General features: G+C 68.0%; 19 protein-coding genes and 2 pseudogenes. 12 read left to right on the forward strand and 9 right to left on the reverse strand.

The features are described 5' to 3' along the window. Positions 1 to 221: 221 nt before the first annotated feature. Together OG509_RS00715 and OG509_RS00720 are read right to left on the reverse strand one after the other, a co-directional pair. Complete coding sequence (locus tag OG509_RS00715; RefSeq protein ID WP_406179164.1) at positions 222 to 944, reverse strand: class I SAM-dependent methyltransferase; 723 nt, start codon at positions 942 to 944, stop codon at positions 222 to 224. A 484-nt stretch (positions 945 to 1,428) separates the two neighbouring features. Continuing rightward, a complete protein-coding gene (locus OG509_RS00720; protein WP_406179166.1) occupies positions 1,429 to 3,942 on the reverse strand; it encodes a DUF6185 family protein in 2,514 nt (837 codons plus the stop codon). Positions 3,943 to 4,111: 169 nt separating this feature from the next. Between OG509_RS00720 and OG509_RS00725 the strand changes: the two are divergent. The 6 genes and pseudogenes from OG509_RS00725 to OG509_RS00750 all read left to right on the forward strand — a co-directional run bounded on the left by OG509_RS00725 (position 4,112) and on the right by OG509_RS00750 (position 10,502). Next, positions 4,112 to 4,926, forward strand: a pseudogene (locus OG509_RS00725) (IS5 family transposase). Between the two features lie 65 nt (positions 4,927 to 4,991). Then, positions 4,992 to 6,176 carry an IS701 family transposase gene (locus tag OG509_RS00730; protein WP_331741684.1) on the forward strand — a complete coding sequence of 395 codons (1,185 nt, stop codon included), beginning with the start codon at positions 4,992 to 4,994 and terminating at the stop codon, positions 6,174 to 6,176. Between the two features lie 342 nt (positions 6,177 to 6,518). Next, complete coding sequence (locus OG509_RS00735) at positions 6,519 to 7,025, forward strand: hypothetical protein (RefSeq protein WP_406179168.1); 507 nt, start codon at positions 6,519 to 6,521, stop codon at positions 7,023 to 7,025. 104 nt (positions 7,026 to 7,129) lie between these two features. Continuing rightward, positions 7,130 to 7,588 carry a TIGR03618 family F420-dependent PPOX class oxidoreductase gene (locus OG509_RS00740; RefSeq protein ID WP_406179170.1) on the forward strand — a complete coding sequence of 153 codons (459 nt, stop codon included), beginning with the start codon at positions 7,130 to 7,132 and terminating at the stop codon, positions 7,586 to 7,588. Positions 7,589 to 7,989: 401 nt separating this feature from the next. After that, entirely contained in the window at positions 7,990 to 8,412 is a 423-nt protein-coding gene (locus tag OG509_RS00745) for a hypothetical protein (RefSeq protein ID WP_406179171.1), read from the forward strand. A gap of 887 nt (positions 8,413 to 9,299) precedes the next feature. Continuing rightward, a complete protein-coding gene (locus OG509_RS00750) occupies positions 9,300 to 10,502 on the forward strand; it encodes a protein kinase domain-containing protein (RefSeq protein ID WP_406179173.1) in 1,203 nt (400 codons plus the stop codon). A 364-nt stretch (positions 10,503 to 10,866) separates the two neighbouring features. Here the strand turns inward: OG509_RS00750 and OG509_RS00755 are convergent, their stop codons facing one another. After that, on the reverse strand, positions 10,867 to 11,301 hold the full coding sequence (locus OG509_RS00755; RefSeq protein ID WP_406179175.1) for a protein phosphatase: 435 nt from the start codon (positions 11,299 to 11,301) through the stop codon (positions 10,867 to 10,869). Positions 11,302 to 11,547: 246 nt separating this feature from the next. On the opposite strand from OG509_RS00755, the pseudogene OG509_RS00760 reads away from it, so the two are divergent. Next, a pseudogene (locus OG509_RS00760) lies at positions 11,548 to 12,988 on the forward strand (NF041680 family putative transposase). 51 nt (positions 12,989 to 13,039) lie between these two features. Here the strand turns inward: OG509_RS00760 and OG509_RS00765 are convergent. Next, positions 13,040 to 13,798: a DeoR/GlpR family DNA-binding transcription regulator gene (locus OG509_RS00765; protein WP_406179177.1), complete on the reverse strand. Its 759-nt coding sequence runs from the start codon at positions 13,796 to 13,798 to the stop codon at positions 13,040 to 13,042. A gap of 49 nt (positions 13,799 to 13,847) precedes the next feature. Between OG509_RS00765 and OG509_RS00770 the strand changes: the two genes are divergently transcribed. From OG509_RS00770 to OG509_RS00780, 3 genes are all read left to right on the forward strand, one after another. Continuing rightward, a complete protein-coding gene (locus OG509_RS00770) occupies positions 13,848 to 14,231 on the forward strand; it encodes a DUF4406 domain-containing protein (protein ID WP_406179179.1) in 384 nt (127 codons plus the stop codon). After that, a complete protein-coding gene (locus tag OG509_RS00775; RefSeq protein WP_406179181.1) occupies positions 14,228 to 14,902 on the forward strand; it encodes an NUDIX domain-containing protein in 675 nt (224 codons plus the stop codon). The genes OG509_RS00770 and OG509_RS00775 overlap by 4 nt, the downstream gene beginning before the upstream one ends. 566 nt (positions 14,903 to 15,468) lie before the next feature. Next, positions 15,469 to 17,013, forward strand: coding sequence for a flavin-containing monooxygenase (locus OG509_RS00780; RefSeq protein ID WP_406179183.1), 1,545 nt, complete (start codon positions 15,469 to 15,471; stop codon positions 17,011 to 17,013). Positions 17,014 to 17,312: 299 nt separating this feature from the next. On the opposite strand, the gene OG509_RS00785 is transcribed toward OG509_RS00780, so the two are convergent. After that, positions 17,313 to 18,143 (reverse strand): TrmB family transcriptional regulator, encoded by an 831-nt coding sequence (locus OG509_RS00785; protein ID WP_406179184.1) that lies wholly within the window; start codon positions 18,141 to 18,143, stop codon positions 17,313 to 17,315. A 235-nt stretch (positions 18,144 to 18,378) separates the two neighbouring features. On the opposite strand from OG509_RS00785, the gene OG509_RS00790 reads away from it, so the two are divergent. Next, complete coding sequence (locus OG509_RS00790) at positions 18,379 to 20,409, forward strand: putative Ig domain-containing protein (RefSeq protein ID WP_406179186.1); 2,031 nt, start codon at positions 18,379 to 18,381, stop codon at positions 20,407 to 20,409. A 65-nt stretch (positions 20,410 to 20,474) separates the two neighbouring features. Here OG509_RS00790 and OG509_RS00795 read toward each other — a convergent pair whose 3' ends face one another. From OG509_RS00795 to OG509_RS00810, 4 genes are all read right to left on the reverse strand, one after another. Further along, the gene (locus OG509_RS00795) at positions 20,475 to 20,873 is read right to left on the reverse strand and encodes a hypothetical protein (protein ID WP_406179187.1); all 399 of its coding nucleotides are present in this window, start codon (positions 20,871 to 20,873) and stop codon (positions 20,475 to 20,477) included. A 103-nt stretch (positions 20,874 to 20,976) separates the two neighbouring features. Next, on the reverse strand, positions 20,977 to 21,177 hold the full coding sequence (locus OG509_RS00800) for a hypothetical protein (RefSeq protein WP_406179188.1): 201 nt from the start codon (positions 21,175 to 21,177) through the stop codon (positions 20,977 to 20,979). 54 nt (positions 21,178 to 21,231) lie between these two features. Then, entirely contained in the window at positions 21,232 to 21,474 is a 243-nt protein-coding gene (locus OG509_RS00805) for a transposase family protein (RefSeq protein WP_406179189.1), read from the reverse strand. 285 nt (positions 21,475 to 21,759) lie between these two features. Continuing rightward, positions 21,760 to 21,942 carry a hypothetical protein gene (locus OG509_RS00810; RefSeq protein WP_406179191.1) on the reverse strand — a complete coding sequence of 61 codons (183 nt, stop codon included), beginning with the start codon at positions 21,940 to 21,942 and terminating at the stop codon, positions 21,760 to 21,762. Positions 21,943 to 22,128: 186 nt separating this feature from the next. Here OG509_RS00810 and OG509_RS00815 point away from each other — a divergent pair, with 186 nt between their 5' ends. Further along, positions 22,129 to 22,878, forward strand: coding sequence for a transposase family protein (locus tag OG509_RS00815; RefSeq protein ID WP_406179193.1), 750 nt, complete (start codon positions 22,129 to 22,131; stop codon positions 22,876 to 22,878). Positions 22,879 to 23,067 lie beyond the last annotated feature (189 nt).

A 23,067-nucleotide genomic window follows, 5' to 3' on the forward strand; every position in this document is an offset into this window, starting at 1 on the left:
CACCCGGCGCCCACTGCCCATGCCGCGAGGCTACGCGCGCGTGATCACGGCAGGTGATTGCCGCTATCGCGTTCAGGATCTGGAGCCGACCGTCACCGGAGACCTCGAACGAGTCGAACCCGCGCAGCTCGGCGGGTGCCAGAGGGAGGGTGTCGCCCGCGAGCGCGCAGGTTGATGGTTCGGGGTACCGGAGCCGCCCGAGTTGGAGCGGGTCGGCGCCGTCAGGTGCGGACGCGAACCGGCTTTCGGCCCTGGACCGACCATGCGCGGGCGGTGAGCGCGATCGACCCGTCCGGCCGCGTCGGCACGGTATCGCGGAGCGTGTCACGCAACCGGTCTCGGGTGGGCGGGGTGAGGTCGGCGACATAGGCGGGCGCGGGGCCCTGCCCGGCCGTGAACGGCTCCCACAGATCCGCGAAGCCGGAGAAGACGGTTGCCACCTCGATCGGGGCGACGGTCACGTCCACGAGCCCCGCCTCTGTCCACAGAGCGCTGAGCGGCTCTGGGCGGCACATCGGGAACCGGCGCCCCTCGTCCATAGCTGCGGCCGCAGGGTCCACCGCAATCGCGGCCTCCCAGAAGTGGCGTAGCAACGCCATGCCCTCGGCGTAATCCCACACGTACGCGGCGATCAGCCCGCCCGGCCCCACGACGCGCGATGCCTCGGCCACCGCCGCACCCGGCGCGGAAAAGAAGTTGAGCGCCAGTCCGCTGACAGCCACGTCGCACCCCGCGTCGCCTACCGGCAGCGCCAGCCCGTCGGCCACAACGAAGCACGCCGGCGCGGGAGCGGCCGCGCGCGCCGTGGTCACGAACCCTACGGACCCGTCCAGCCCCACCACCATCCGGGGCCGGCATCGGGCAGCCACCGTCGCGGTCAACGCGGCCGTACCGCAGCCCACATCCAGCCACCGCAGGCTGTCAGCGCAGTCAAGCCACGCCACGAACTCATCCGCGACGGTACCGCTCGTAGGCGTCCCCAGCTGCCCACATGTCGAACCGCTGCTCCTTCATGCCACCACGATCCCCGATCGGGCCCGACAGGAGCCACAGACGCGCGGATACCGGCCCCGCATCCCCCGGACCGCTTCGTCGGCCCCGCCAAAGGTCTACACGGCCGCCCTTACCGAACCGGGCGACGCTGTTTGCCCTTGCTCTCATGACCCATTTCAAGATCCAACGGACTGGGGCGAAGAGCGCGCCCGGCCGTTTTCAGAGTCCCATCAGCTTCGCGGGATGGACGGGCTTGAGCTGCCTATTGGACGGTCCAGGTCTGCTCGCGGATGTCGATGACGGGAATGCCGGCGGCGCGCGCCGAGGCGATGCCTTCGGCGGTGTTCTCGAAACCAGGCAGTGGCGGGGGTCGGTGGCGGGTCGGTGGCCGGCTTTCTCCGGTCGGTACCGGTGCCGACGGCGTGCGGAGAGCCGCTACCGGTGGGAAGGAGGTGGGGTCGGCCCTCCTTCCTTGAACGCCTTCCAGATCGTGGCCAGCGCTACGAGCTGCGCCAGGCAGAACGCCACCGAGGCGAAGCGCATCTGGTAGACGTACAGGACGAGGCCGGCGTTGGACGGCCAGTAGCGCCGTTCGCTCTGGAACGTCTGGAGGTCCATGACCAGGCCGGTGCAGGTCATCACGGACGCGAAGGCGGCGATGGCTGCGATCGTGCCCTGCATGGCGTCGCCAGTGATCTGGGCGATGAGCTGGTGGAATCCGACCGGGACGCCGAAGGCGACGGACACGTAGACGGCCTTCGTCGGCCCGTGTCGGCCGGGAAGATCACGCCACAACCCGCCCAGGAAGAAGCCTCCGCCCACCCATGTCATGTGCCAGTAGATGACGTCAAGGACCGCTAGGAGGAACCCTGTGGGGTTCTCCGCCATCACGCCCCAAGAGTCGCCGCGGACGAAGTCGATCCAGTACATCAGCCCGGTAGCGGGGAGGCCGATGATGCAGGCGATGAGCGCGCACCGGCAGGCGTTGCCCCACCACGTGGCCATGGGGCCGATGGCGAACGGCAGGTCGATGGGTCTGACCCCTTCCGGCAGGCACTGGTCCAGCTGGTCGATCTCCCGCTCGACGGCTTCCTGCGAAGCGGACTGTTCGGCCGCGGATCCGGAACCGGGGTGGTGCAGCCGGGCCTGCAGCTCCCGGTAGTGGCGTGCCAGGCGCATCCATTGCGACCGGTCGGTCCGTGAAATGACCTTGCCCAGCGGGGAATTGCTTTCGGTTGGCTGTTCCAGCACGGACTTCGACAGCCCCATGGCCAGCAGGGCCCACGCCGCGGCGATGGCTAGGATCAGCGTCGTGATGTAACCGGAGAATCCGAAATACCATGCGAAATTGGGCACCACGACGATGGCGAAGAAGATCACGAACACGGATTTCTCCGCCGCATTGGGCGTGAAGGAATCAGCCTCGTGCTGTTCGGCCCTGCACACCCGCAGGGCTCCCACCAGGGCCAACGGCGTCAGGAAGAGGGCGATGTCCGCCAGCGCGGGCAGCGCGTTCGCCGAGAACCACCACCACCACGTGTCGTAGGTCGTGACCCACGGCGACCCGAAGGGGGCCGGCACGGCGTCGTTGAGCCAGGACCCGCGCTCCCAGCTGCGGTCCAGGGAGACGAACGCCCAGAGCATGGCCATGGCCGTCGTACCGGCCGCGACCCACACCTGCGCCCCTTGCGACAGGCCCCTGCCGCCCAGGATCAGGAGGCGCTGACCACTGGCGACCATGCCCAGGCAGCACAGGAAGACCGGCAGGGAGTCGAGCAGCACCGCCAGCCCCAGACCGGTACCGCGGATCTCGACGTCACTGGTGGGAAGCAGCCCGGAAGGGGACATTTCGGCGGCTACGCACAGGGCGGCCGTGCAGGCGGCGAGTGCGCACACGACGACGAGCAGCCATCTCTTCAGCCGCCCGAAGAAGCACAGGACGAGTCCGATGAACAGTGCCGAAAACAGGTCGACCGTCGCCTCGTACTCGCCCTTCCACCCGATCTGGTCCTGAAGGAGCCGGTAGAGGTCGTCGCCCATGTACGCAACCAGAGTGATCAGCGTCAGGACCAGGGACCACGAGCACAGTCCGCTTAGCGCCTCCTTCTCTGCCGGAAGAGGACGGCGCCCCATGCCCCGGCGCAAACGCCTGCCGGCGACGAAGGCGAGCACGGCGGTCGCGACCCCCGAGAACGCCCCTGATGCGCCGAAGACACCCAGGGCTTGCCAGGCATCCCCGTCTGTCTGGGTCAAGGCCGCCCACTGTTGCGCCGCAGGTGGTCTGAAGGCGACGTCGGGTACGCCGGGGATGGCGATCTGCGTCCTGTTGTGCCAGGTCAGTTCCGTGCGGTCCCCACCGAACGTCGGCGGCGGCCAAGCCGACATGGCGGCGGGCCCGCCCAGCCGTACGCGTACGTTCTCCCACGTCGCCTTGGCCAGACTCGGGGGAGCTCTCAGCCGGATCTCCCACTCGTCCTTGCCTGCCGTCAGGGTCCACAGGCCCACGTCGTAGGTGTCGAGTCCCTGGACCCAGTTGACGGCCTCGTAGTGGACGGCGACCCATGCGCCGGAGAGCTTCACCGAAAGCGGTTTCAACCGCCATTCGCTGTCCTCGTACGGCTTCCCGCGCAGGTACGCCTGGACGGTAGCCCCCTTTCCCAAAAGGCAGCGCAGCGCGTCACGGTAGAGGGGTGCGTGCGTGTCGAGGAGCAGGTCAGGGGTCCGCTCCCAGCCTGCCGGGATCTTGATGTCCGCGACGCTGGTGAGCACGCTGTTGTCCTGGCCGCGGTGGACGAACTCCGCCGACGTGGTGACCTTCGCACCGGCGAGCCGGTCAGGATCGCACGAGTGGCCCCGAGGGGGATCTGCTGCGTACACGGGGCTCAGCAGGAGCAGGGACAGGAGCAGCACGAGCACGAAGAGCAGCATGTGAGGCCTGAGGTGGAGCACCCCTCCAGGATCTTCCCCGGTGGCCCCGCAACGCTCCCGGCAGCGCGGCTAGGCACGCCCAGGTTCACCTTCTCGGGCGAGTGCGGGGCGGCCGCGGTGCGAAACCGGTTCAGAAGAGGTGAGCTGCACTGTCAGTCACCTTCTGACTGGTCGGTCACCGTTGGGTAGGCTGTCGGTCGTGGCGGGGATTGTTGAGCGGCTGGTGCCGGATGAGTTGTGGGAGCTGTTCCAACGGGTGGTGCCGGAGGCGCCATCGCGGCCTCAGGGCGGTGGCCGGCGTCGGCATGGTGACCGTGAAGTACTGGCCGCGATCGTCTTCGTTGCCACCTCGGGTTGTACCTGGCAGCAGCTGCCAGCGGCATCGTTCGGGCCGTCGGGGGCGACAGCCCACCGACGCTTCTCCGAGTGGACGAAGGCCAGGGTGTGGGCCAAGCTCCACCGCCTGGTCCTCGACGAGCTCGGCGCCCGCGGCGACCTGGACTGGTCCCGCTGCGCGATCGACTCCGTGAACATGCGGGCCCTGAAAAGGGGAACCTGACAGGTCCGAATCCTGTCGACAGGAGCAAGTTCGGATCGAAGATCCACTTGATCACAGAGCAAACGGGTCTGCCCCTGTCCGTCGGAATCTTGAGGGCCAATCTGCCGACAGTCAGGCAATCGAACCCCTCGTACGCGGCATCCCGCCCATCCGTTCGCGCCGCGGACGCCGTCGACGCAAGCCCGCCAAGCTCCATGCAGACAACGGTTACGACTACGCCACCTGCGGAAATTGTTACGTCAGTGCGGCATCAAGCACCGCATCGCCCGCAGAGGAATCGAGTCCTCACAGCGGCTGGGCCGCCACAGCTGGACCATAGAACGGACCATGGCTGGCTCGCCGGCTGTCGCCGACTCCATCGCTGCTACGAACGCAAAGCCGAGCATTTCCTCGCCTTCACCAGCATCGCCTGCACCCTCATCTGCTGCCGCAGATCCACCAAATGAGATGACGTCTAATACTGCAACGGTGTTTGCCGTGACGGTTGGGCAGGTCGGTCGTTGGTCAGTTCATGGGTGGGGAACTTGCTGAGGCCCGGTTGTGGGCTGGTGAACTGAAGGCTTTGCATGAGCGTTTCGTGCATCGTTTCTCGAGGTTGGAGCCGCGGGAGTCGGCTCTTGCCTATATGCGGGGGCTGATAGCTCCGCTGGAGCGGAAGAACGGCTGGACGCTTGCGGAGGAGGCCGGGCATGCGGGTCCGGACCGGATCCACCGGCTGCTGAACCGGATCGACTGGAACGCGGACGAGGTCCTGGACGACGTGCGGGCTTACGTCGTCGAGCATCTCGGCGACCCGGATGCGGTGCTGATCGTGGACGACACCGGTTTCCTGAAGAAGGGTGTCCGCTCGGCCGGGGTCCAGCGCCAGTACTCCGGAACCGCCGGTCGGACGGAGAACTCCCAGATCGGGGTGTTCCTCGCCTATGCCGGCGGCCGTGGCCGCACTCTGATCGACCGGCGCCTCTATCTGCCCACGTCATGGACGGATGACCGGGACCGGTGCCGGGCCGCCGGCATCGACGACTCGGTCGCCTTCGAGACGAAGGTGGTGATGGCCAAGGCCATGGTCCACCGGGCGATCGCCGAGAAGATCCCGTTCCGGTGGGTGACCGCCGACGCCGCCTACGGCTTCTCCAAAGGCTGGCGCACGGAGCTGGAGCGGGCGGATGTCTTCCACGTCATGGCCACCACCCGCCACGACACCGTCGTCACCCGCTGGGCCATCGACCACCCCGTCCACGACCTGTTCCCCGCGCTGCCCCGGCAGAAGTGGAAACGCCGTTCCTGCGGGAACGGAGCCCACGGCCCGCGGGTCTACGACTGGGCCAGGGTCGAGGTCCGCCCCTGGCACCGTGAGGACCGACGCCATTGGGTGATCGCCCGGCGAAGTGTCCGCCTGCCGGAGGAGATCTCCTACTACATCGCCTACTGCCCGGCCGAGACCACACTCGACGAGCTCATCCGCATCGCCGGCGCCCGGTGGGCGGTCGAGGAATGCTTCCAGACCGCAAAGCAGGAATGCGGCCTGGACGACTACCAGGTCCGCCGCTACGACGGCTGGCACCGCCACATGACCCTGGCCATGGCCGCCCACGCCTGCCTCACCGTCCTGCGGGCCCGCGAACTCGACACCGGGAAAGCAGAAACGGATCCCCCCAGCTCATACCCCTCACCCTGCCCGAAATCCGACGCCTGATCCACCGTCTCACCCGGCCCCGCCCGGACGTCGACCATGTCCTGCACTGGTCACACTGGCGACGCAGACGCCAGTTCCAGGCACGCGTCAGCCACTACAAACAACGCGGCCACACACCACCAGAAACCAACAAACCGTCACGGCAAACACCGTTGCAGTACTAATGCGGTGACCACGAACGTTCACCGGGCCGTGACGTCCTCGATCGCCGGACGGTTGGAGAAACCGGCTCGCGCGGGGATCGCCGTCCTCAGGTCCTCCCACGGCGGGTGCGGCCTCATCCGCAGGGCGGATACGGTCCGCCGCAGAGGACGAAGCGCGGCTACCATGTCCCGGGCCAGCATGTACGTCATGACGACAGAGACCACCGCAGTTCCCGCCTCCGCGCCTGTCTGGGCTCGCCGCGCCGCCCACGCCATCGCTCTGTGCGCCGTCCCGTCCGGCCTGTGGCGCATCGCCATGGCATCCGGTGTCTATGTGGGCTACAGCGATCAAGTACTGCGCGACGTCTTCGACATCCCAGGCTGGGGCATCGCGTACGTCGTCGGACTCTCCGTCCTTGCCGAGCTGGCCGCTCTGTTTCCGCTGCTGCTCGTCAGCGACCGGTGGCGTCCTCTGCACCCCAGGGTCCTCGCCTCTCTGGCCTGGACCGCCTCCGGCATCCTAGTCCTGGTAACAGTGTGGCAACTCGCGGTCGCCTTAACCGTCGAGAGCCAGACGTACATGTCGAGCGGTACGGCAGAGACCGTCTGGGGTTTCGTTTTCGCCCCGCTGTTCGCCATACCGGCCCTGATGACCGCGGTGACCTGGTCGTACACGAAGCGGCATCGGGCACGGGGACAGGCATAACCCTGCCGCGTTCTCGACATCGGCTAGGGCCTGTTGCGAAAGTTGGTGGCCGACTCCTGGATGGCGGGTGGAATGCCGAGGCGCACACGGAAGTTGAGCATGTCATGACTCAAGGTCCAGCACCCCGCTCCCTGTCCGACGATGCTCTCTCCGAACTGCTGAGCACTCAGCAGTTCGGCACCCTCGCCACCAATAAGCGCAGTGGCCATCCTCATCTCACCACCATGCTCTACAACTGGGACGCCGAAGCGCGCATCGTGCGGTTTTCCACCACTGCCGACCGCATCAAGGTCAAGCAACTCCGGCGTGACCCACGCGCGGCCGTGCATGTTCCGGGCGGCGACGTATGGTCGTTCGCCGTGGCCGAGGGCGAGGCCGACGTCTCCGAGATCACGACCACGTCGGGGGATGCGGTCGGGCGAGAGCTGCTCGCGATGGTGCCAGGGGCTGCGAAGCCACAGGATGAAGATGCGTTCTTGGAGCAGTTGGTCGCCGAGCGCCGGGTGGTCATCCGACTGAAGGTATCTCGGCTGTACGGGACGGCACTCGACATCAACGGCTAAAAGCGCCTCATTCAACAGCTCGTGGAAGGGCTCGGGTGCAAACCGCATGAGGGGTTCAGGTGCCGGGGTCCCAAGCCTCTCAAGACCTACCACTCCGCCCGACAAAACCCCCAAGGCGTAACGAGTTGTCCTTCGCAGCGCGACCAGCCGGTCGACCTCAGCGTCCGCACGGGCCTGACGACGCAGCCGCTCACCTCCCTTGAACTGAAGGATCGATGCCGTAACAGCACCTCCTGCTCCCAGCACGGCTCCCCCGATAGCTCTGATCAGTCCGTATAAGAAGCCGTTGCCATACTGATCACGGTGGGCGTGAGTTCGAGTGTGACTGCCCGGCCGGGTGATCTTTCGGCGGTCTGGGTATCAAGCCAAGGGTGATAGGCGAGCGAGGGGGCGGACTTCGAATGGGGGCAGCGGACGAGCAGGACCATCAGGACGGGGAAGGCTGGCTGACGAAGGCCGAAGTCCGGGAGATCTGGCCGCAGATCAGGCCGATCAGCATCACGGCCGTGGCGCGGGCCAACAGCGTACGTACCTCGGCTGCGCCCTCCCCGGACCTGACCCGCGAGCCGACCTACCACGCGGCCGACGTACGCCACGTGGCCGCGCGGATCGCCCGGGGTGAGGCCGATGTCGCGCCCTGGCAGGGCGCCGATTCCGACGCTGCACGCGACGACGCCACACCCGGCCCACCGGTTCGGCAGCCCGTCGGTTGGGGGCCCGAGAACGTGCCGGGACTGATCCTGCTGGCAATCATCGTGGGACTGATCCTCTGGGGCCTGAACTCTCCCGACAACCACGGCACAGTAACGGACTTCGTGCGCTGAGTGCGCTAACTAGCAGTTTGCTCTATCGATCTTGGTGATCGTGAGTTCGAGTCTGCCGACTCGGTCGGGCTTCGCCGCGACCACCTCCAGACCCAAGGCCGCCGCGAGCTGCCGGCAGTCCATCTCCTCCCCGCTCCCCGCCAGGACCTCCACGAGCCGTTGGTAGTCCGGCGCCAGCGAGTCGAGAGCGAGCCCTTCCCTCCAGGCGGGAACCACCGAGCCGGGCACCGCCCCGGCGACCCGCGCAGGCCGTTCACCGGCCACCCCGCCAGCGACGCCTCGCCCATAGGAGGTTCTGCCAGGACTTTGGCCAGCGCCTGACGGGCAATCACGAACCGCTCCCACGCGGCTTCCGCCTCCTGGAGCTCTGCCTGCAGGACCTCCACCCGCTGCCGAGCAGCCCGCTCGCGCTCCTCAAGCAGCCCCATCACCGACGGCATCCGGCACCTCCACCGAAGAGACGACACGACACCCCGCCTCTGCCACCGAGGCGCCGTCACTATGCCTGACCAGCGGAAACGCACCCGTCACTATCGGAAAGACAACGGCTTCCAACGCTGCACCATCTGTCATGCACGTATCTTCATGGCGGAGAGGTGATCCGTCCGGCGTTCAATCGAACGGATCCGCATGAGGCAAGAGTGCCATTCTGTATGGCTACTGATCCGTAGGTTTGCCACTGGTCGGGTTGCGGCTGGTCAGCCGGGTGGAGGTGCCGGCGGGGCTGTACGACAGATGTCGCGCACGCATCCGACTTCCATCAGAAGCTGTGCAAGAAGCTCTGATGAGAACGTTGCTGCTGAACCGAGCATGCCAAGCAGACTCGCGGTTGTCGGCGGTGCCGCCGCCGTACCCTTGGCATTTCCAAGAAACAGCGGGGGTGGGCAGTGAAGCCAGGGGAACTGATCGCGGGTCGGTACGAGCTGGTCAAGAAACTTGGGCGGGGCGGGATGGGCGAGGTGTGGGCTGCGCGGGACCATAGTCTCCGCCGTGACATCGCGCTCAAGCTGCTCGACCTCGGCGGGGCTGTCCACCCGGACCTGCCTCAGCGGTTTGAACGCGAGGCGGTAGCCGCCGCGCAGATCAACCACCCCAACGTGGCTGCTCTCTACGACCGGGGCGTCCACGAGGACATCCTGTTCCTGGTCATGGAGAAGGTTGAGGGTACGACGCTCACCGATCGCCTCCATGCGGGGAGCTCCATGACCCTGGCCCGCGCTCTGGAGATAGGCAGCGAGATTTGCGCGGCGCTGATCGCCGCGCACCGGGCCCAGGTCATTCACTACGACATCAAGCCCCAAAACGTCATGATCACCCAGGACGGGCAGGTCAAGGTCGTCGACTTCGGGATCGCGGGGTTCGTCCAGACCGCGTTCTCCGTGGCGCGCTCCTCCCAGCTACAACCCGCCGGCACTGTGGAGTACGGTGCGCCGGAACAGTTCCTGGCCGAGCGGGGGGATGAACGGTCGGACCTGTATGCACTCGGTGGGGTGCTGTTCGCCTTGCTTGCCGGTCGACCTCCCTTCACCGGTCACAACTGGCTCGCGGTCATCCGGCGCAAAGACGAAGAAGAAGCCCCACGCCTGGACGTGCTCCGCCCGGGCCTGCTGCCCGAAGTGACCGCGCTCGTCGCCGAACTTTTGCGACGCGATCCCGGACAGCGCCCCCAGACGGCGCGACAGGTCTACGACCGTCTCCAACAACTGCGGGCGACCCTCGACCCAAGAGACGCGGGCAGGCTGACTCCGCCGACCACCGTGGCACCGCCGGATTCCATGAGCGCCAAGGCTGCTCCCAGGATCCACGTGGCCCACGTGGCGCAGCGAGACAGCTCGCTGGACCGAGGAAACTACAGCTACCACCGAATCCGCGTCTTCCTTGAAGGGGATGATGACGGCGATCTCGATCGCCTCACCAAAGTCGTTTACCACCTTCATCCGACCTTCCCCGAGCCGGACCGTGTCGTCACGGACCGGGCGACAGGGTTTGAACTGACGATGTCGGCCTGGGGAGAGTTCACGATTACGGCAGACGTCCATGTGCAAGGCCAGCAGGAGCCTTTCAGGCTTGAGCGATACCTCAACTTCTGACCGTGCCGGATGCCGGGTCGGGTTCGTGACCTGCCCGGCATAGCGTGTCAGTGCGCGATCACCGGAATTCCGCTTCTCAGGGCTTGCCCTTCGGAGGTGTTGTGGCTGGCGATGAGCTGGCGGTTCGCAGCGCGAGCTGCGTCGAGGCGTTGTTCGAGGTGGCGGATGCGGCTGTCCTGGCGGCGGATGCGGTCGGTGAGGTTCGCCGCGTTCGCTGTCCTGGCGCCCGGCGACGGTGAGGCACCGTGGTTCTTCCGCGAATGAAGCAGAACGCCAACATTCCCACGGCCCGTGTAGGCAGGTTCAGAAACAGGCACTCAACTTGTTCTTTATGGTCTGAGGTCGATCTTCAACCTCCATACGGTCAGCTGGTGTCCAGGCCGACCAGGAGAGAGGCGACATCAAGGCCTGTGGCGAGGTACTCCTCGAGCGTCTGATTGTTCAAGGCCCAGGGCGACCGCCTTTCCCGGATGAGCTGGATCGCTGTCATTGCGGGCTGGCTCAGCTCGATGAGGGTTTGCGCCACCACCAGGCCGGAGCGGTTGTAGCCAGCGTTGCAGCGGACCAGAGCCGTACGTCCGCGCCGTATCGCGCGGGCTGCGGTATTGGCCAGCTGCTGGACGGTCTGGATCTGCTCGGCAGTGAGCGGGCCATCGGGGATCTCGGCGATCAGATGGTCAACGCCCGGCCCAGGGCCATGGCCAGGTCGGGTGAACAGGCTGATGACCAGGTCAAACTCGGTGCCGACGACCGCAGCATGGCTCTGCCCAAGAGCGTCGGTCCACTGATGGCCGCCCATCCACAGTCTCGGCGCGACCTCGCTCCATGGAGTCGGCGGCTCAGGTGTGCCCCCGCGTTTCTGACGCGTCCTCATCCGAGATCCCCCTTCAACCAGGCAGCCGGGATAGGCGGCAGCCCCTCCCTCAACTCGAATGGTCCCTCGAACATGCTCCTCCCGTGAGGACTCTCCGGACAACTGAGCGGCCTTCGTCCGATTCTGTGCTCCGACCAAGGAATGCACCGAACCAGAACGAAGGCCGTAGGGATGAGCCTGCCGCACCTTGCCACGCCAGGGGAAGCGTTCGCCGAAGCGTCACGCTTCCGGGGCGACTTCTTCTCGTGCCTGGACGCGCACCGCGACGAATTGTTCGAGCTCACGGATGCCCTGCTCTGCGCCGACGGACGGGTGATGACACCGGTGGACCTGACCCTGCTGCCCGCGCACCGGCGTGGGCACGGCGCGTTGTACGCCGCTCTGAACGACGGTCGTATCAACACTGCACGATTGCGGCGGGTCCTGGCCGCTCTGCCGCAGCCCAAGGCCGCGGACCATCGGCTCGTCCTGGCCGTGGACGTGACCAACTGGCTGCGGCCCGACGCCGAGTGCAGCCTGGACAGATTGTTCTGCCATACCTTCGGCCGCGGCCGGGACCAGCACCCGATGATCCCCGGCTGGCCGTACTCGTTCGTCGCCGCACTCGAGTCGGGGCGCATGTCGTGGTGCCAGCTGTTGGACGCGGTCCGGCTCGGACCCGAGGACGATGTTTGAGGTCACCGCTGCCCAGGTCCGCCGCGTGGTCCAGGACCTGATCGCGGGCGGCCAGTGGCGCCAGGGCGACGCCGACATCGTGGTCGTCTTCGACGCCGGCTATGACGCCCCGCGCCTGTCCAATCTCCTTGACGGCCTGCCCGTGGAGGTGCTGGGCCGGCTGCGGTCGGACCGCGTGATGCGCAAGCCCGTACCCCGTCCCTGGATCTGTCCGCCCCAAGGCGGGCGGCCCCCGAAGCACGGCAAGGAGTTCCGCTTCGCCAAGCCGGAGACCTGGGGCGAGCCTGACGCGGCAACCATGCTGGTCACCGACCGATACGGCACCGCCCAGGCGATGGCCTGGGATCGGATCCACCCCCGCCTCACCACCCGCTCGGCCTGGATCGACCACGACGGCGAACTGCCCCTCATCGAAGGCACCCTGATCCGTCTGGAGGTCGACCACCTGCCCGGCGGCGGAGAGCCCCTGCCAGTCTGGCTGTGGTCCTCGGGGACGGGCATGACCGGTGCCGACGTGGACCTGCGCTGGCAGGCGTTCCTGAGGAGGTTCGACCTGGAACACACGTTTCGGATGATCAAGCAGACCCTCGGCTGGACCCGCCCGAAGCTCCGCACCCCCGAGGCGGCGGACCGCTGGACCTGGCTGATCGTCACCGCGCACACCCAGCTCCGACTGGCCCGTCCGCTGGCCGAGGACCTCCGCCGTCCGTGGGAGAGGCCCGCCGACCCCGGCCGACTGACCCCGGCCCGCGTCCGGCGGGGGTTTCGGAACCTCCGTGCTCACTTGCCATGCCCGGCCCGTGCACCGAAACCCAACCGGCCCGGCCCCGGCAGGCCCCTCGGCTCCAAGAACCAGCAGCCCGCCACCCGCTACGACGTGGGCAAAGCCGTCAGACGCCCAGAGACCGTCATCGAACGTGACCAGATCAGACCATAAAGAACAAGCTCAGAGGGCGTTCCTGTCGGTCTGTGATCCCGTGCTCGACCGTCAGTTGGCCGCGAGGACCTCCACGCCGAGCGCCTTGAGTTGCCCGATGACCGTGTCGTTTGGATCGACATCGGTGATCAGTCCTCTGACTTTCTCCCAGGGCAGGACACGGAACCGCGAGGCCGTGCCGATCTTCTCGGAGGAGGCGAGGATGTAGGTGTCTGCGGCACGCGCTGACAGGGCGCGCTTCATCGCGGCCTCCTCGGCGTCTGCGGTCGTCAGTCCCGCTTCGGGGTGCACGCCGGTGACGCCGAGCAGGCAGAGGTCGGCGGAGATGTTCTGCGCGGCCTCGACCGCGGCGGCACCGCAGGCGACCGCCGAATGCTTGAAGACCCGACCCCCGAGCACGAAGAGCTCCACCTGCGGATGGTCGAGCAGGGCCGCGGCGATCGTCGGACTGTGGGTGATCACAGTGCAGGCGAGGTCTTTCGGGAGCGCACGGGCTACGGCGAGGGCGGTGGTGCCACCGTCGAGAATCAGCGCACTGCCGGGCCGTACCAGTCCGGCGGCCACCGCAGCGACCTTCCGCTTCCCGTCGGGGGCCACCTTCTGTCGAGCACCGTAGTCCGCCACCGCTGGAGATGCGGGCAGCGCGCCACCGTAGACCCGTTGGCACAGTCCCTCGGCGGCGAGATCGCGCAGATCGCGCCTCACGCTGTCCTCGGAGATCCCCAGATCGGCGGCGACGTCCTTGGCGACGATCTTTCCCTTGTGAGCGAGCAGACCGAGCAGGTGGTCGCGCCGTTCAGCAGCCAGCATCCGCATTCTCTCCTGATCTTGCACGTTTCTGCATGTATCGTAGCGCCCCATGACCGACAAGCCCATGCTCATCCTGATCTCAGGTCCCTACCGCTCCGGCACCAACGAAGACCCCCAGGCCATGGCCGTCAACCTGGCCCGCCTCGAAGCCGCCGCCTGGCCGGTCTTCGCCACCGGCCACCTCCCCGTCATCGGGGAATGGATCGCCCTGCCCGTCCTGCGCTCCGCCGGCGCGGGCCCTACCGACCCCTTCGCCGACCAGGTGCTCTACCCGACCGCCGAGCGCCTGCTCGCCCACTGCGACGCCGTGCTCCGCCTGCCTGGCGACTCCACCGGAGCCGACCAGGACGTTGCCACCGCCCACCGCCGCGGCCTTCCCGTCTACCACGACGTGGCCGAGATCCCGCGCCGCGTCCCGCAGGAGTCGGCGTGACAGGCCGCCCGGGCATCGACAGCCCCGACCACCGCGGACGGACCGGTCTCGACCGGGCCGGACGCGGCCTGGACCGCAACCCCGCAGTCCGCGTGCACGAGGTCGAGCTCACCTCCCAGGGCTGGCACGTCCTGCGCCGCACCACCTTCGACTACCGGCGCCGCGACGGACGGTGGGAAACCCAGCAACGCGAGACCTACGACCGCGGCAACGGCGCTGTCGTCCTGCCCTACGACACCGCACGCGCCTGCGTCCTGCTCACCCGCCAGTTCCGATACCCGGCCTACGTCAACGACCACCCCGACGGCATGCTCATCGAGGCCGCGGCAGGACTGCTCGACGCGGACGACCCGCTCACCGCGGTCCGCCGCGAGAGCACCGAAGAACTCGGCGTCACCCTCGGCCCGCTCACCCACGTCCTCGACGCCTATATGAGCCCCGGCTCCGTCACCGAACGCCTCCACTTCTACGCCGCCCCCTACACCCCGGCCGACCGGACCGGCACCGGCGGCGGACTCGAGGAAGACGGCGAGGACATCGAGGTTCTCGAGCTTCCCTTCACCGAGGCCCTTGCCATGGCCGGCGATGGACGCATAACCGACGGCAAGACCATCCTGCTCCTGCAATGGGCAGCCCTCAACGGACCCTTCGCCCAGCAGCAGAACCCGTAAAGCAGCTTCCCCCAGGTACGCCCAGATACACGGAGAGTTCGATTTTCGGGGGGCTCAGGTACCTCCCGAAGTGGGGTTCTGGCACATCCGTGAACGATCTCGACTCGGGCTCCATCAACCTCCCGCGACATCCAATCCGCGCAGCTCACGTGGTGCGCACCGCCATGCTGACGGATTGCCAGCAAGATCGTTCACGGAACATGTGCCAGAACCCGAGAACGGGAGGCAGCGAGCCACAGGGGCCTGCGGGGACGGCCTCGGGGCGGCCCTTGAGAGGCTTCCACCGCGTTCACGACGCCCTTCTTGATCCAGTCACCGAAGTTCTGACCGGGGCTCGGGGGCATGCTTCGTTCGGGGGACCTTGACATCCCATTACGACGACGCCAGATACCCAGGGTGGGACGTTTCTTCACCGGATTCCGGCGGTCGGCAGCACGGCGATCGCGGCGAGAAGATGGGGGGATCATGCGTCGCATGGCGTTGCTGAGGAGTTTCGGGTGCCCACGGTTAACGAGCATGGGCGGTGCCCCGTGGCAGGGTGCGGTGGCCCTGGCCGGAGGGGTGCGGTGATTCCCGTGCAGGGCGGGCGGGATGTGCGGGTGGTGGTGGTCGGGGCGGGGTTCTCGGGGCTCGGCGCAGCCATCCGGCTGCGTGAGGCTGGGTTTCGCGATGTGCTCGTGCTGGAGAAGGCGCAGCAGCTGGGCGGTACTTGGCGGGAGAACACCTATCCGGGCTGTGCCTGCGACGTACCCTCGACGCTGTACAGCTACTCCTTCACCCCGGACGCGGCCTGGAGCCGCGTATTCGCCGGGCAGGAGGAGATCCGCACCTACCTCGCCACCACGGCCGAGCGGTACCACCTCGCCGAGGTACTGCGCTGCGGCGTGGTGCTGCACGAGGCCCGGTGGGATCCTGTTGCCGGGCGTTGGCGGCTGGAAACCAGCGACGGTTCCTACAGCGCCGCGGTCCTGGTCATGGCCACCGGTCCGTGGCACGTCCCGCGCCCGTTGGACGTGCCAGGGCTCGACGGATTCGCCGGCCCCGTACTGCACACCGCCCGCTGGGACGACAGCATCGACTTGGCCGGGAAGCGGGTGAGCGTGGTCGGCAGCGGCGCCTCGGCCGTGCAGATCCTCCCTGCCATCACCGGCCGGGCGGCGGCCGTACACCTCTTCCAGCGCACGGCCCAGTGGGTGCTGCCCAAGCCCGACCTGGTCCTGTCCCCCACGTTCCACCAGGTTGTCAACCGGCTACCCGGCGCCCGCCGCGGCCTGCGCGCCTCCCAGTACGCCCTGCAGGAAAGCTTCGGCTACGCCTTCCGCCACCCCAAGATCGCGCGCCTCCTCGAAGCCGGCGCCCGGGCGCACCTCCGGCTCTCTGTTCCCGATCCGCAGCTGCGCCAGGCCCTCACGCCCGACTATCGGCTGGGCTGCAAGCGTCTGCTCACCTCCAGCACCTACTACCCCGCCCTGAGCCGGCCGCACGTGCGCCTGCACCCCACCGCGGTGAGCTCCGTGCGGAGCAACGAGGTCGTCGGCGCCGACGGCACGGTCGCCGAGACGGATGTCCTGATCACCGCCACCGGTTTCCGCGTCGGTGAACTCCCCCTGGCCAGAACCTTGTACGGCACCGGCGGCCGGAGTCTGCACGATGCCTGGGGCGGCGAGCCGCAGGCCTACCTCGGCACCACCGTCAGTGGCTTCCCCAACCTCTTCCTGCTGCTGGGACCCAACCTGCTCGGCGGATCGACCTCCGCCATCACCGTGCTGGAAGCCCAGCTCACGTATCTCACCAGCGCCCTGACCCACCTCGACCAGACCGGCAGCCAGGCCCTGGAGGTCCGGCCCGGGGTTCAGGACGCCCACAACAGCGCCGTACAAGCGGCATTGGAAACCACGGTCTACAACACCGGCGGCTGCACCAGCTACTACCTCACCGCCAGTGGCCGCAACACCTTCTCCTGGCCCTGGTCCACCCCTCGCCTCACACGCATCCTGAACCGCTTCGACCCCGCCGCCTACGCCTGGCAGCCCCCACGCGCTCCCCTGCCCGCCCCGCGGACAGCCCAGGACGACAGCGTCCAGGCTCCCCCACACAGGCAGCAGAACTGACAGCACTCGGACGGGAGCCCCCCAGGCGGGCGGGCCGAGCCGAGCCGCGGCCGCCGCCCGCGAGGACCGGGAATCCTGGTGGTCGGAGGCGGCTTCCAATCCGGAACTCGCCCCGCTCCTCACCCGACACGAGCGCGGCCGGCACCCGCAGCGCGAAGGCAACGACCTGACCCTGTCCGGCCATGTGGCGCTGCTCCACGAAGCCGGATTCCTCAGTCCGGGACCGTCTGGCAGCTCGGCCACAGCCACCTGTCGTGGTCGCCGTCCGCTGAACTCGCCGCCAGCCGGAAGATCGCTCCCTAGCTGTGTCGTCCGCGGTGGCTGAGGTCGGCCACCGTCTCGGCTTGGTCCCAGACGGCATGGAACGCCATCCGCAGGCACGCCGCGAGTGCCGGGTGTTCGATGTACAGCGCGGTGGTGGCCCGCGTCTCCGCCATCGGGTCGGGCATGTCGCACAGGACCAGCGAGGCATCGGCGATGATCAGCTTGAGGGGGAGCTGCGGGGCGAAGCGGGACTCCTCGCCCGCTTCACCGAAGCGGCGGACGTTCTCCAGAACCTCCGCATCGCCGAGGGCGTCGTGCGTGTACACGGCGCGGGCCGTACCCCCGGCCCGACGCAGCCTGCGGACGGCCTCGATCCCCTCGTCGTTGGCCGCCGGGGCCACGAAGGGGGGCTTGCAGAAGCTGAGCAGCTCGCGCGCGGCCTGTTCCTGGATGCCCGCGAAGCGTTCGGCGATCTGCTTGGGATCCCGGATCACCTCGATGTAGTCCAACGGGTCGGTGTGGGTCCGCCCGGCGGACCAGACCGGGGCCAGCACCGCGGCGAGCGCGACCGAAGCCTGGTCCAGCCGTTCCAGCGACTCCCTCTGAAGGGCCATCAGCCGGGAAACGGCCAGCTCGGGCGCCACCGCGGAAAAGGCGGACACCCGTCCGGGGCGCAGGAGGGCGAGGCGCCTTCGTACCAGCGCGTCGAGTACGTCGTACACCCGCTGGCGGGGGACGTCCGCGGCGCGCGCGACCTCCGCCGCGGTGTACGACTCCCGCCGCACCAAGGTGAGGTAGACGCGTGCCTCGTAGCGCGAAAGACCCAGCGCGACAAGGTCGTTGACGGCACCATCGTCCAACTCCATGGCACTACACGGTATACGCGGAAATCACTGACCGAAAGCAATCCTTTGCCCTCGGCGGGTATTCCCTTGGGCCTGCTTCTCACTACTTTCATCGATGGCCACCACTGAACGTGGTGGCAGTCAGTACCAATGAACCCGTGCCACTCGCAGCCCGCGGCGTTCCCCTCGATCTGACATGTCATGTACTTGCCATTTCGCGGTGGCCACATCCCACGCCTCGGGGATCCGACCCCCCATGGAGGGCAGTTCATTGCAATCGAAACCCGCCGGCCGCGCCAGAGGTCTGACGCGCCGCACCGCGACCGCCGTACTCTCGGCCGCCGCCCTGATATCCGCCGGATTACTCGCGCTCGCCACCCCGACCGCCGCCGCGACGCCGCCCGCCACCCCGACCAGCGCCACCGCCTCCGCCGTGCACACCCAGCGGCTCTGCTCGGAGCCCGCGAAGGCCGGCTTCATGGCCTGCCACGCGCTGGCCCGCACCGACCTCAAGCAGCAGCTCAGCCTCGCTCCGGACCTCGTTCCGTCCGGCTACGGACCCACCGACCTGCAGGGCGCGTACGCCCTGTCGGCCTCGGCCGGCTCCGGCGCGACGGTCGCCATCATCGACGCCTACGACGACCCCAACGCCGAGTCCGACCTGGCGACGTACCGCTCCCAGTACGGCCTGCCGGCCTGCACCTCGGCCAACGGCTGCTTCCGGAAGGTGGACCAGAACGGCGGCACCAACTACCCGACCGCCGACTCCGGTTGGGCGGGCGAGATCTCCCTCGATGTGGACATGGTCAGCGCCGTCTGCCCGCAGTGCCACATCCTGCTCGTCGAGGCGAACCAGCCATCCATGGAAGACCTGGGCGCCGCCGTCAACCGCGCGGTGGCCATGGGAGCGAAGTACGTCTCCAACAGCTACGGCGGCGGCGAGGACTCCACCGACCCGAGCTCCGACGCCTCGTACTTCAACCACCCGGGCGTCGCGATCACCGTCAGCTCCGGTGACAGCGGCTACGGAGTCGAGTACCCGGCGGCCTCCCAGTACGTCACCTCGGTCGGCGGCACCTCGCTGAGCCGCGCCGGTGGCACCTCGCGCGGCTGGTCCGAATCCGTCTGGGGCACCAGCTCCGGCGGCAACGGCGCGGGCTCCGGCTGCTCTTCGTACACCACCAAGCCGTCCTGGCAGCACGACAGCGGTTGTGCCAAGCGCACCGTCTCCGACGTCTCCGCAGTCGCCGACCCGGCCACCGGCCTCGCCGTCTACGACAGCTACCAGGCGAGCGGCTGGAACGTCTACGGCGGCACCAGCGCCTCCGCGCCGATCATCGCCGCCGTCTACGCCCTCGCCGGAACCCCGGCCGCGGGCAGCTACCCGTCCTCGTACCCGTACGCCCACACCTCCTCGCTCAACGACGTGACCAGCGGCGCCAACGGCTCCTGCGGCAGCAGCTACCTCTGCACCGCCAAGTCCGGCTACGACGGCCCGACCGGTCTCGGCACGCCCAACGGCACCGCCGCCTTCGCAGGTGGCTCCACCGGCGGAAACACCGTCACCGTGACCAACCCCGGCAGCCGGTCCACCACCGTCAACACGGCCGCCTCACTCCAGATCCAGGCCACCGACTCCGCGAGCGGCCAGACCCTCGCCTACAGCGCCACCGGACTCCCGCCGGGGCTGTCCATCAACGCCTCGACCGGCCTGATCAGCGGCACCCCGACCACCGCGGGCGGCTACAACGTGACGGTCACGGCCAAGGACACCACCAACGCGGCCGGCAGCACCTCCTTCACCTGGACCGTCACCCCGACCGGCAGCAGCTGCGGCGCCACGCAGCTCCTCGGGAACGCGGGCTTCGAAACCGGCACCGCCTACCCCTGGACCGCCAGCACCGGCGTGGTCGACAACGGCGCCGGCCAGGCCGCCCACTCCGGTTCTTGGAAGGCGTGGCTCAACGGCTACGGCTCCACCCACACCGACTCGCTCTCCCAGTCGGTGACGATCCCGGCCGGCTGCCACACCACCCTCAGCTACTACCTGCACATCGACACCGCGGAGACGACCACCACCACCGCCTACGACAAGCTGACCGTGCAGGCCAACTCCACCACCCTGGCCAGCTACTCCAACCTCAACAAGAACACCGGGTACGTACAGAAGTCCTTCGACCTGTCCTCGTTCGCGGGGCAGACGGTGACCATCAAGTTCAGTGGCACCGAGGACCCCAGCCTCCAGACGTCGTTCGTGATCGACGACACCGCCGTCAGCACCAACTGATCCTCGAATGAGGGACGGGCCCGGACCGCAGGCATCGGTCCGGGCCCCTCCGCGCGTGAGGCGGTCTACCGGACCACCACGGTGACTTGCCAGGCCACGATCGTCAGGCAGCTCACCGAGCCGGACTGAGCCGGAGTCGGCTCCGGACAGCTCCGGAGCGCGGACGTCAGAACGGCGGTACCGGCCGATACGCCCCGGAAGACGTATTCCGAGACCTCGGCCAGTGCTGCTCCGGTCACGGTCACCGGGGCCCCCGGGGTGCCCGGCAGCGACACCCGGACCGAACCGTCCCGGTCCAGGCAGAACCGACGGCCGTTGTCCGCCACCGTGACGGTCACCTCGGCGCCGTGCACGCAGTCGGCACCGGCCGACGTTGCCGGGCCCGGGGTACCCGCGCCGCAACCGGCCGCGAGCACCATCGCCGCGAGAACCGTTCCCGTTCGTACCCGTACCCGTACCCGCATCGCGTGACCTCCCCGCACCGGAGCACCGCTCGCCCATGGGACGCAGTCCGTTCGATCCAGGTTCCCCAGGCCCACGCAGCCGAACTGCAACAAGGTGCTCGGTTCAGCCCGCCGGGCCGGAGCCGGCTACGACGGTCGCGAAGGGGGGCAGCAGCCGCAGGGTGTGGGCATGCGCGGACCAAGTGCCGCCGTTGTATTCGCCGCGCAGCACGCTTCCGGCGTCGAGGATCTGTCCGGTGACGACCGCGACTTGGTTGCGCCGTGTGTCGAGTGCCCGGTCTCCTGTTCGGAAGGTGCGGCTCATCGGCCTGCTGTCAGCCGGTCGAGGGCCAGGCCGAGGAAGCGGCAGATGCCGCGATCAGGCCTCACGGCCTTTCACCTGGTTGACCCTGGTCTGCACTGTCTCGTGCAGTGTGGCTGGGCCCAGGGACACGAAGAGTTGCTCGGGCAGGTCGACCGCCAGCAGGGAGGTCCCCCCGGCCAGAACCGCGCGCGCGGTGAGCGCGAGCACGGCGACCAGGGTGTGCCGCACGCCGCGCGGGTCCCGAGGGGCGGGCACCTCAGCCAGTCGCTCCAGCAGGCCCGGGATCTCCTCGGGCACGGCCTCAGGATGCTGACGGAGTTGGTCAAAGGCAGGCGGGATCGGCGATGATGCTTCGGCAGGCACGGTCTTCCCGTCGGATCACGGGGCGTCGAGAACTCCATGATCTTGGAAGCCCGTGCCTGCTACGTTCCGGGGCCAACCAAGCTGACAGATCGCCACGGACCGGGCCTCACACGAGAACGCTGAGGGCCTGCCGGGCGGGTATCCAGTATCGGGACTCCAGCGGGGTTCTGCGTCGCAGCTGGACCCACGGACTCGCTGCACAGGGCTCCGACACCCGTGTCAGCACCGCAGTTCCGCCGCGCGCTCGCACATCACCTCCACAGCGTCACGTAGTTGAGGAAGCGGCCCGGGGTGGGCCTCCCGGATGAGCTTCACCGCGTGAAGCCGCCGACCACCCCTGATCAGCTCGTCCACCTCTTCCCGGACCACCGGCAGCAACGCATCCCAGATCGAGTTCTCCATGCGCCGATCCAAGCAACTCACCCTCTCCCACCACCACCGAATTGAACGGTACGACCGCGCGAAGACCCGCTCAGTGAGCTTCTTCGAGCCAGGCCCCGATCAGGTGACACCCAAGCGCAACGACCGAGGCCCCCGGACAGTTGATCGAGATGACTGGTGTCTCAACCACGCTGCTCAGGAGCCTCGTTGGTCATCTATCCTGCCGCACTCGACCTGCCACATGCGCTCGTGGAGTGGGTCACCATGCTCATCGTCACCCGTGAGGGCCACCGACGCTGCGAGCTCCGCCCGTCCCAGCGCGCGATGGTGGCACTGGTGTACCTACGTGAGCACACAACCTTGGCAAAGATCGCTGCCGGGTTCGGGATCAGCGAGTCCACCGCCCACGCCTACACCAGCGCAGTCACCGACCTGCTCGTCCAACGTGCGCCAGGTCTACTGAAGGCCCTGCGCGAGGCCGACCCCGACTTCGTCCTGCTGGACGGGACCCTCGCCGAGTGCGACCGGGTCGGCGACTCACGCGCGGACTACTCCCACAAGCACCGCCGGCACGGAGTGAACGTACAGGTGGTCACCGATCCGGACGGCCGGCTGCTGTGGCTCTCACCCGCGCTGCCGGGCCGCGCCCACGACCTGACCGCCGCCCGCACCCACCGGATCATCCGCATCTGCGAGCGCCAGGGCGTTCCCATCCTGGCCGATCTCGCCTACCAGGGCGGCGGCCCCTGGCTGACCACGGGCATCAAACGCAGGCCCCTGCAGGAACTCACCCCCACCGAGAAGACCGTCAACCGGGCCCTGGCCGCGGCACGGGCACCGGTCGAACGCGGCGTCGCCCGCTTGAAATCCTGGCGGATTTTCCGCAGGTCCCGATGCAGTCCGAACCGCATGACGTCAATCGCCAAAGCCATCCTCACCCTGGAGCGTCAAGGCTGAAGAAGCTCATTGACCGATCCACTTTGGATCGCATTCATCATTGAATCGTGCGCGAAATGTGAAATCCTGCCGACTTGCGATCAGGCTTGCGGAGTGCTGCTCTGGAATAGGCAGGGGGTAAAGGGCTAAATGATCCGGGCCCGAATGGGTGGCGTTCAGCCGAAGTAGGGGGACGACGCGTCGTGTGAC

It is taken from the genome of Streptomyces sp. NBC_01006 (genome assembly GCF_045162725.1).
In the GTDB taxonomy this organism is placed as follows: Bacteria; Actinomycetota; Actinomycetes; order Streptomycetales; family Streptomycetaceae; genus Streptomyces.

Coding starts and splice junctions, on each gene's coding strand:
- OG509_RS00730 (WP_331741684.1), top strand. CDS start 4,992: ATGGGTGGGGAACTTGCTGAGGCCCGGTTGTGGGCTGGTGAACTGAAG.
- OG509_RS00735 (WP_406179168.1), top strand. CDS start 6,519: ATGTACGTCATGACGACAGAGACCACCGCAGTTCCCGCCTCCGCGCCT.
- OG509_RS00740 (WP_406179170.1), top strand. CDS start 7,130: ATGACTCAAGGTCCAGCACCCCGCTCCCTGTCCGACGATGCTCTCTCC.
- OG509_RS00745 (WP_406179171.1), top strand. CDS start 7,990: ATGGGGGCAGCGGACGAGCAGGACCATCAGGACGGGGAAGGCTGGCTG.
- OG509_RS00755 (WP_406179175.1), bottom strand. CDS start 11,301: ATGGGCGGCCATCAGTGGACCGACGCTCTTGGGCAGAGCCATGCTGCG.
- OG509_RS00765 (WP_406179177.1), bottom strand. CDS start 13,798: ATGCTGGCTGCTGAACGGCGCGACCACCTGCTCGGTCTGCTCGCTCAC.
- OG509_RS00770 (WP_406179179.1), top strand. CDS start 13,848: ATGACCGACAAGCCCATGCTCATCCTGATCTCAGGTCCCTACCGCTCC.
- OG509_RS00785 (WP_406179184.1), bottom strand. CDS start 18,143: ATGGAGTTGGACGATGGTGCCGTCAACGACCTTGTCGCGCTGGGTCTT.
- OG509_RS00790 (WP_406179186.1), top strand. CDS start 18,379: ATGGAGGGCAGTTCATTGCAATCGAAACCCGCCGGCCGCGCCAGAGGT.
- OG509_RS00795 (WP_406179187.1), bottom strand. CDS start 20,873: ATGCGGGTACGGGTACGGGTACGAACGGGAACGGTTCTCGCGGCGATG.
- OG509_RS00800 (WP_406179188.1), bottom strand. CDS start 21,177: ATGAGCCGCACCTTCCGAACAGGAGACCGGGCACTCGACACACGGCGC.
- OG509_RS00810 (WP_406179191.1), bottom strand. CDS start 21,942: ATGGAGAACTCGATCTGGGATGCGTTGCTGCCGGTGGTCCGGGAAGAG.